The 9,228-nt window shown below is 66.4% G+C and carries 7 protein-coding genes and 1 pseudogene; 2 read left to right on the forward strand and 6 right to left on the reverse strand.

What is annotated here, in order from left to right:
• The 5 genes from IG65_RS35450 to IG65_RS38285 form a co-directional block, all read right to left on the reverse strand.
• The coding region (locus tag IG65_RS35450; RefSeq protein WP_197040021.1) for a hypothetical protein at window positions 1-857 on the reverse strand (857 nt) is incomplete at its 3' end.
• A 9-nt stretch (window positions 858-866) separates the two neighbouring features.
• Window positions 867-2,471: a hypothetical protein gene (locus IG65_RS36335; protein WP_051757315.1), complete on the reverse strand. Its 1,605-nt coding sequence runs from the start codon at window positions 2,469-2,471 to the stop codon at window positions 867-869.
• A 16-nt stretch (window positions 2,472-2,487) separates the two neighbouring features.
• Entirely contained in the window at window positions 2,488-3,141 is a 654-nt protein-coding gene (locus IG65_RS36340; protein WP_156055925.1) for a hypothetical protein, read from the reverse strand.
• A gap of 171 nt (window positions 3,142-3,312) precedes the next feature.
• Window positions 3,313-3,663 carry a hypothetical protein gene (locus tag IG65_RS36345; protein WP_051757317.1) on the reverse strand — a complete coding sequence of 117 codons (351 nt, stop codon included), beginning with the start codon at window positions 3,661-3,663 and terminating at the stop codon, window positions 3,313-3,315.
• Between the two features lie 557 nt (window positions 3,664-4,220).
• Entirely contained in the window at window positions 4,221-4,364 is a 144-nt protein-coding gene (locus tag IG65_RS38285) for a hypothetical protein (protein WP_156055926.1), read from the reverse strand.
• Between the two features lie 1,684 nt (window positions 4,365-6,048).
• Here IG65_RS38285 and IG65_RS37455 point away from each other — a divergent pair.
• Together IG65_RS37455 and IG65_RS36350 are read left to right on the forward strand one after the other, a co-directional pair.
• The gene (locus tag IG65_RS37455; protein WP_081879946.1) at window positions 6,049-6,498 is read left to right on the forward strand and encodes a VOC family protein; all 450 of its coding nucleotides are present in this window, start codon (window positions 6,049-6,051) and stop codon (window positions 6,496-6,498) included.
• A gap of 184 nt (window positions 6,499-6,682) precedes the next feature.
• Entirely contained in the window at window positions 6,683-8,473 is a 1,791-nt protein-coding gene (locus tag IG65_RS36350; RefSeq protein WP_156055927.1) for a hypothetical protein, read from the forward strand.
• A 352-nt stretch (window positions 8,474-8,825) separates the two neighbouring features.
• Here IG65_RS36350 and IG65_RS36355 read toward each other — a convergent pair.
• Window positions 8,826-9,005 (reverse strand): annotated as a pseudogene (locus tag IG65_RS36355) (helix-turn-helix domain-containing protein); the annotation flags it as partial.
• Between the last annotated feature and the right edge of the window lie 223 nt (window positions 9,006-9,228).

Genomic DNA, 9,228 nt, shown 5'->3' on the forward strand with positions numbered 1-9,228 from the left:
CCGGCGGTGCCGTGTACCAGGCCCATGGCCAAGCGACTGCTGCCGATCCGGGGGAACACCATCGGCGCGAACTTGCCGGCGACCATGCCGCCCACCGCTCCACCCGCGCCGGCCAAGGCGGCGACTTCGATCGACGTCAGATCGATTCCGGTCGGATTCGTGCCGTCCGATCCGATGATGTCGGCGGTGCGATCGCCGGTGGCGACTTGCAGCGCCTGCACACCCGCGTCGACGCCTACGGGCAGCGCGGCCGCCTTGCCCAGCATGGTGGCGAACCGCAAGGCCCCCGGCGCGGTCAGCCGGGCAGCCGCCTTCGCCGCGCCTTCCTCGATCGCCCGTGCCAGGGCGGCTCGCATCGCCGTTACTTCGCCACGCCCCTCGACCAGCATGGCATCCACGGTCGGCGCCGCCGCGGTCGCGCCGGCCGGACCTGTTGCCGCCGCGCTGGTCACCACGCTGAAGATTCGCCACGCCAAGTGGATGCCGAACGTGAACATCACGCACAGCCACTTCTCCGCGTCGTTGGCGGCCGCCTGCGCCTGGTCGGCCAGGGTGCCGACGTCGCCACCGAGCTGGGCCGCGCCTTTCCCGTACGAACGCAATGCGTCGCGCAGCTGGTTTGCCAGCTCGCCCACCGAATCTTCTTGCGCGAGGAGCGCTTTGATATCCCTCGACTGTCCGTCCAGCTCGTCACCGTGGGCACGGAGCTCGGCGGCCATCCGGCGCATGGCGGAGATGTCGGCGCGCGGGAGTTCGCCGCCGAACACCACCATCTCGATCGGGCGCCGCAGCATGTCGGGAAGACTTTCGAAGGTGTTCCGCAGCTCGACAACGGGGCTGAACAACGAACCGTCCACCGGCACCGCCTATGCCGGTCGAGATGCCGCGGCGATCAGCACCGCATGCAGCAATCTTGCCTGTATGCCCGCCTCCGCGCCGTGCTGCACGACCTCCGCGAACGCGAATCCGAGCGCCTCGCCCACATCGAATTCACCAGAGAACGAGGCCTTTCCGGCCAACTCGGCTCGCCAATCCCGGTAACCGCTCACCACCTCGGCGAGTGTGCGGTCCGGCTGCCGGCGCAGGTATTCCGCGATCAGGACGCGTTGTGCCTGCTTGCGCGCTACGCCGCCGCCGGCGGCGTCGAGGGCCCGGCCGAACTCCCGAAGCGTCGCCGGATAGATGTCCGATCGCGCCGGCTCGCCGCCGGGTTCCGTGGTCGGGGTCGCTGCCGCCGGCTCTTGCGCGGTGCGCAGGTCGATCGTCATCGAGTCGGTGGCGCCCTCGGCGCCCGGTTCACGACTCCATCGCACCATGCCGAGCTCACCACCAAGCTCTGCCACCGCGACCGTACCCAGACCGATCATCGGATAGTCGGTGAGCACCCGGTCCACCGCTGCCACGAAGTCTCGTACGGGCGGCAGCTGAAGGCCGGGTGTGTCGAACCCGGTCACCTGTACACCGTGGCGCTCGGCCAATGTCCGCGCCAGCCAACCGATCATCGGGTCGGACGGCTGCTCGCGAGAGCGGCGCCGATCACCCGGGCGTGCCTTGTCGCGGGACGGACGGTTGTCACGTGGCGGCGAACCGTGCCGAGGATTCTCCTCCGGCTTGCCGGGGGACCCGGTCTTTCCAGGGGTGTCGGCCCTTCCCGGTGCGGCGGGAGGGCGAGGCGGTTGCCCTCCCCATGGGGTATCGCCCCGTTTCGTAGGTGCCGCTCGACTGCCGGACGAGGCGTCCGCGGCTCGGGGCGCCGCGCGGCGGTCGGCCGGAGGTAGTCCCGACGAGGATGAGGACGGTGCCGAAACGGATGAGGACCGGCGACCGGAGTCACCGGCCGGGGGCTGCTTCTCCCGCCCGGAAGGGGCGGACTCCGGCCGGTCCTGATTCCACGGCGAGCGGGACTGCGCCCCATTCGGCGGGACGGTCCGCGCCGGAGAACCGTTCGGTGACTGCGAGCCACCGGCCGGGGGTTGGTCGGCGCGCTGCGCACCGCCGGTGGGATGCGCCGGACCGCCGGCGACCGGAGAGTTCCGAGCCGGGGGGCCTTCGGCGTGGTCGTACGGGAGCTGTGGACCCGCATCGACGGGTGACGGCGTGCCGGCCGCGTTGTCCGGCGCAAGCGTGGCCGAACTCCCGGTTCCCGGATCCAGATCTCCTGCCGCGTCGGCCAGCCGGGCGGCGTTGCCGGCATCCTGCGCATCGAATTCGTTTGCGACACCGACGATTCCGGCCGCAGTGCTGTGCAGCCCCTTCGCCATGTCCCGCACATTGGCGAGCGTTTGATCGGCATGCGGTGTGAACTGCTCCGCGAACTGACGGCCCATGTTGTCGTCGCCCCAGCTACCGTGGGCCTGCTCCAGGCAATCCCGCAGGCCAGCGTGGGTCTGCCCCACCCGGTCGGCGAGTTCGGCCAGCCGTGCGGCCCGTTCGCGCAGGCCGGCCAGGTCCAACCGAAGTTCGCCGCTCATATTCCGCCTCGAGCCGTCACATCCGGTCGCCGACCCGCAGGCGGAACCGTCGCTCGAAGTCGGTCACGAAAACCGACAGCGGCACCGACGAACTCGATCGCTCCACGGCGCCGTCGTCGGCGACATAGAAGACCGCACGGTCCAGGGCGATGTCGTTGTCCGGCACCGGCGATCGCACCATCCAGCCCACGCTGATCCGGTCGGCGCGCAGGGACGACGGAGGATAATCCGCGGTGTCGTACCCTCGCTCGCGGATGTGATCGCGAACCAGTTTCAACGCCTCCGCCGCGCTGATCCCGGCGACCTCGCCGGCCGTCAGATCCGCGAGTGCGAACTGGAACAGCGCACCGGCGACGTCGACCTCGGTTTCGTCACCGACCACCTGCACGATCGCCTCGCGTGTCACCGCGGCGGCCTGCGCCGCCGACACCAGCAACTCGGCGGCATCCGGCGACGACTTCTCCATCACGTCGGCGACTACTCGCGCCACCGTGTCGGCAGTCCACACCGCGGGCAGCGCCGCCGCGCATTCCGACATCGGAGCGGATTCGCCCCGGTACCACCGCCCCTTCTCCCACCAGTAACAAAACGACAGCATGCCGGTCATCACCCGCGGATTGAGCACCGGGTCGGCCACCCAATCAGGTGCTCCCGCAAACACATTCGGCATCGCGCCACCACCGTTGTAGGCGAGGTCCAAAAGACCGAGGCCAGCACCGCCCACCGCGCCCACAGTGTTCGCAGCTCCGGCAACTCGCCGGTCACCGGCACCGCCCGCACGCCCGCCCGCCGGTCCGTCCGCATTCCGTCCCAGGCGGCGCGCGGCGGCCTCGACTGGGATTCACCGCGCCCGATGTAAGCCGCCAACCAGGTCGGCCAGATACGCCTGTGGTGCGAACAGTTGCTCACCGGGAAACGGCTCGGCCCCGTGATCGACGACGACCTCGACGTCCTCCGCGTCGGCGCGCACCACCATCCGCCACCACGGCTCGCTCTCCAGCTCGGCCGAAACCTGCCGGTGCCGGCGCACCGACGCCCACACCTCATCCGATACCTGACACCTGATCGGCCCGTGCCCGTCATCGACCACGAACAACGCCGATTCGGTGACAACGGTCAACGCGAAGGATGCCTCCAGCCGCTGCCATCCCGGCGGCGCGAGCGCGCGCAAGCCGGCGGTGATCCGGTCCACCAAGTCCGCGAGATCCTCACCCCCGGAACCGCTCGCTGACAAGCCTGTCCCCCAGCGTTGGTACCGCCGCCTTGCAGTAGGCCGAAGGCTGCAGCGCGGCGGGCCGACTTCAGCACAGAATGTTCTACCGCCACCCGGATTCCTCGTACGGCAACGTATTTCAACAACCTCTTCCATGCATTCTCTAGCGCCGCATCGGTCGCCTCACGAGTCGACACCGCCTGCGGGACGGCGGTTGCTCCAACGCCGGCCTCCGCCACAGTCAGAGGACCTGAGGTCAAGGCGGCATCATCTGAGCTAATTACGCTCGACAACGACAACTGGTGGTTGCGGCAGCAATCCTGGATAGGATGCAACAAAGACATTTACGGCTCCCGGGAGACGTACAATAACCCCTCTGTCCAGGAGCGGAATTGGCGCTGACCGCCGCTGAGGACAGACAAACTAAGCAAGATGACGCGGAAACACTACGACGGCGACAGTGCCGGGACGAGGGCTGCATCGGACATCTCCGACACCGTTTGCGACAATTCACTGTTCCGCATGGTCGTGTCCAATCAGCAACTGGTCGCCGGCGGATGCGCGAAAATGGCCGCGGCTCCGTGGATCTCGCCAACGGTCAACCGCTCCCCGTTGTCGACGGCATCGGTGCCCACCACGGTGGCCAGTTCGGAGAATCGGGCGCGCAGTGCCCGCCGCACCGCCTCGTTAGGGCATACAGCCGGACAGCTCCCGCCCGCCGACGAAACAGTCGACTCAGCAGACGCAAGTGCAGGCCTTCAGGATGACGTCGTGCACGTACCGGAGGTGCGCCTGGCCGCCGAGGACCGCGGTGAGAGTGTGTAGTCCCTCACTGGCGGTCAGGATCACCACTGCCGCGTCTCGGCCTTCATCGAAGCGGGCGGTATGCAGGCAGGTGGCCTCGACCAGGGCATGCGCGGCCGGAACCCCGCCACCCGAACTGGGGTGGGGATCAGGCTGCCGGGGCGCATGGCGGCCAGAACAGCCCCGGTGGCTGGTGGTGACCACCGACCCAGTCGGCACAGGGTTCAATCAGCACGAGTCGTGGTGCAGGGCAACTCATCCGGCGATAGACCTTCTCGCCGTAGCAGCAGGTGAATTGGCGACGCAGCTACACCAGGTCATTGAGCGTGGTGAACTGGTGCGGGTCGCGAGGGGTGTCGTACGCGAACGCGACACCATCACTGGCAAGGACTGCGGCGTAGGAGGCGACCTCGCCGGTTCGGCTCCCCGCCACGCACCGATCCGCTGCCGCCCCGTCACGTCGTTCATGCCGTACTCGCTGCCGCACCGGCATCCCTTTTGTGTGGGACATCGAAACCTCTCCGGCCGGCCGACGCCCGCCCAATCGCCACTCAGCACGCCACGACAGTGACCGGGACCGCGGTATTCACGTGGAACACCGTCAGCCCGCAGCGCAGCCGCCGCCGCATCGAGTGGCGGTTCCTCTCACAACCGGAAAACCATTGATAAGGAATGAAATTCGACCATGATGGCAACCAACCATCGGCGACGATGACGGAACTGGGCATCGTGCAGGCCGGCGCAGCCATCCTCGGCGAGCCATCCGGGCATTCACCATGCCTGCCGAAACCTCCACCGCGACCCCAGTCGTCGACGAGACGCCAGTGTTCCAGCGTGGCGATCTCGCGGGTGCGTGTTTGCCGTCTCGGGCCGGCCGCGGCGCAGCATCGGCCGTGCGCGGCGACGACTTCTCTTACTGATCGGGCCAAGCCGTGCCACAGGTGTGCCGTAACGGTTTCGGCGACGCAAGGCGAAGTCGTTCACGATGACCACCCGACGGGTCGGCCACTGTGGCAGCAGGATCGCCAGCAGTACCCGCACCGCGGTATGTCCGGACAGTCGAACCGGCCATGCGGCTGACCAATACGTCGCGGCCCGACGCAGCACTTGGTTTTCCCGCTCCGGCAACAGGATACGGCGGCGGGCATCCCGCAACTCGGCCGACTCTGTACCAGTCGTGCTCGGCTTGTTCCGGTCGTCGATGTCGGCTTGACGCATCCATCTCGACAACGTCGTCGGGTGGTTCCCGATGTCGGTCGTGATCTAACCCAGCGTGATCTCGCCGTCGCGAGTTCCTTCAAAGACGGCTTGGGCACAGTGAGACCCGCGCAGACCCGCCTTCGGGCAAGCCATCGCGGTTGCCCTCTATCTATACAGTAAGGCCAAGGACTGTCTCGTGTCGCGAGCGGTGCCAGAAATGTCTAGTGTGGTACTGGTGGGAGCAGTTCAGACGAAATAGCATTTTTGCTGTTCCTCGTTCTTCCTGCCTGTCGCAATATCGAAGATTCGCGCGGATACGGCAGCCATGGGAGCACCGTCAAACTCTGCCTGGAGCCCTTCTTGACTCTCATTCGCACAACCGGTATTCATCACATACGGCTGACCATTACCGACATCGACCGCTCGCGCGCATTCTACGAAGATGTTTTGGGATTCACCGTGGTAGCCGAATCCTCCGGCCGCCCAGAGGATTCTGCCATTCGCGCAGATCCCGCACAGCTCTACGGCGGCGTCGTATTCGAAACGAACGGCATGTTGTTCGGCCTACGGCCGGTGGCAGACCGAGACGACCACTTCGATTCCGAGCGGGTCGGTCTCGACCACGTCAGCTTCACCGTAGACACAATCGATGACTTGCACGCTATCGTTCAAAAATTAGACGAAGCCCGAATACAGCGCGGTGACGTCACTGAACTCGATCAATTCGGTATCGTGATCTTGTCGTTCAACGACCCCGACGGCATACACCTCGAAGTTACTGCTCCAATGCCGCCGTCCGGATGCGGTTGATGCATACGAGTTGTCATCGGGCGGCTGCACCGCCTTTCGAGACGTTACAGCGAGGCAAAACAGATGCCGCCAAGGTTCCGGCCACGCGCGATGGAGTTGTGGCACTTGCCGAGTACCGCTGGCATGCCCCGCCGGGTCGTCATCGTTCGCGTGCTGAGGGTTGGGCCGGGACAGCGCGGTATCCATGGCTATAGAGATTCCGCACGATGTGGCATTGTTCCTCAACTACGCCGGTGTGCCGTATCCGGATATCAACGAGGACCAGGTCCGCGCACTGGGAACTCATGTACGGAATTTCGCGAACGGCGTGGCGGATACGCACGATACCGCGACCGGTGTGATCACCGATATGAGGAACGTCTACTCAGGGTATTCCTACCAAGCGTTGGTCGCGGCCTGGGCGCGGATGTCGAAGTCCCATATGGCCGATCTGGATGCGGTGTGCCGGGTGGTGGCCGATGCCCTGGATGCGGCTGCTGTGGTGATCAAAGTGACCAAGGTCGCGGTGCTGGCCGAACTCGCCGCGCTGGCAGCCAGTTACACCGCCGCGATTGCCGCGACGATCGTCACCGACGGTCTATCAGTCGCGATCGAGCAGGCGATCGCGGCTGCCGCCCGCAAGATTTGCCAGGTCATGGAGCAAGCGTTGCTCGGCTATATTCTGGTCGAGGTGGTCGGGAAGGCAATCGAGCCGCTCGAGCATGTCATCGACCGCATGGTCCGGCGGATCGTGGACGATATCGCGGGTGAGCTGTTGGGGCCGCCGCCCGGTTCGGCCGATCAGCCGCTGTACATCGAGCCCGATGAGGTCATCAACTACAGCCGTGTCCTGGACGGGCTGGCCGATGACATCCTGCAGCAGGCATCAGATTTCGCTGACAAGGCCGCGGGACTGGACTTCACCACCCCCACCTCCGACGACGGTGGCGGCGGCGGGCCCGCCGTGGGTCCGGGCACCGATCCACTCGCAGGAGTGGGATCGCAGACCGTGACCAACGACCACGCCCCTGCACTGGTGGCCGATACCTCGCCGACGGCCCCGCCCAGCGTGCAGCTCCCTGCCTATATATTGTCTGAAGACTCGCTCTCGTCTAGCCACCCGCCCGATCATTCCGGCACACACATGTCCGGGGAGGCAGCTGAGGCTACCGGGAGGCCGGCGCATCATGCCGCAGGCTGGTTGCCAGGTTCGTACGCTGCGTCTAACACGAGAATCACTGGCGTGCAACCGAATCCGGACATTGGCGGTGCCATCTCGGGCGCTGGTAGCGGTCATGTGGCAGCAGGGCCCGATGACGCGGCATCGAGTCCTGGGCATGTCGTGGCGGGAACGGGTTCCGATGGACTGCCAGCAAGAGCTGACTCCAGTGTCACCGCCCAGCACAACCCCGACGGCACACCCGCACGCTATGCCCCGCACAGTCCGGTGTTCGATCCGCAGCCATCGTGGAATGCGGCCCTGTCGAGCCCCCTCTCCTCGGCGATGGGGCAAGATCGGGTGGGCAGGCCCCTCGAGCAGGCGGCCGATGCCGACGACCAGTCGTCGCCGAGCCAGTCGAACCCTGGGGGCCGTCCCAGCCCGCGATCCAACCAGCGCGTCACACCATGGCGAAAGCGCGATCGCAACAAGGCAGTTCCCGAGAAGTCCCCCCACAAGACGGCCTCCGCCGCTGGAACGCCATGGTCCGGCCGTGGTGTTCCGTCGAAATCCGAGCCCACTCTGTCCGCCCGGCCGGATACACGGCCGATGCGCTGGCGGACCGACCAACCCGAAGAGACTGCGGACACCGCCGACGAAGCGCAGACCCTGGATTCCGAGCGTTCTTCTGCGCAGGCCTCGGAGAAGGAGACGGCCAGCGCGACGCGACAACCCGAGTCAGCGCCGGATCACCGAGGCCTGACCGTCGTGGCTCCATCGGTCGCCGCCGACAACCGGCCCGAACCGAACGCTGAAACACTGCCCCGGTCTTCATGATCCACTGAACCGATGCCCGCGCCTGCCAGCGGTGTTCGCGACAGCCGACAACGCATTCCAGGAGGAGTCTATGTCCGACCGCGCCGCAGGGCGTGCACGGATCCAGCGTTGTTCACGCCACATAAACAGCCCGATGAGTTCAGTCGCTACCAACCTGATTCCGCATAGACTCCTCACGACGGAAGTGCCACCGCAGCCAACCGGCGATATACCCGGGCGACCATCAGATCGTGAGTTTTCTCGACCAGCGCGCGAAGCGTCGCATTACTCACCAGTCCGACCGGTCTCGGCCGACGCGCTCGCTGATACGCCCGGTGATCGGCCGCAGCGGCACGACGGTAGGCGTGCCGCCGCCGTCGACGATCTCCCGCGAGATCGTCGACGGCGAATGCCCCAAACGCACAGCGATCCTCCGCGCCGAGCCGCCCGCGGCGAGGCCACGGGTTATCTCTTCCCGTTCGACCGTCGTCAAGCGCTGGCCGCGCCGGCGGCCGGCGAACCACACCGGTCTGAGCGAGAAGCCTCCGCGCATTCTGCAACGGCAGCCCGAGCGATCGGGCAATCGCGCCGAACGACTCACCAACCCGACCTACCAGCCTGCCGGCGCCACAACTCGTCCTGAAACAGAAGACACATCCCGCAGGCCGCCCCCAAACTGGTTGAGTCCAGCAGGATGGTGTACGACCGGACGCCAGCAAATGTCTGAGCGTGTCGTAGCCGGATAGAGGGTGGTCACCGCGTGATCCTTCAAAAGA

Source organism: Nocardia sp. NRRL WC-3656 (assembly GCF_000720265.1).
Lineage (GTDB): Bacteria > Actinomycetota > Actinomycetes > Mycobacteriales > Mycobacteriaceae > Nocardia > Nocardia nova.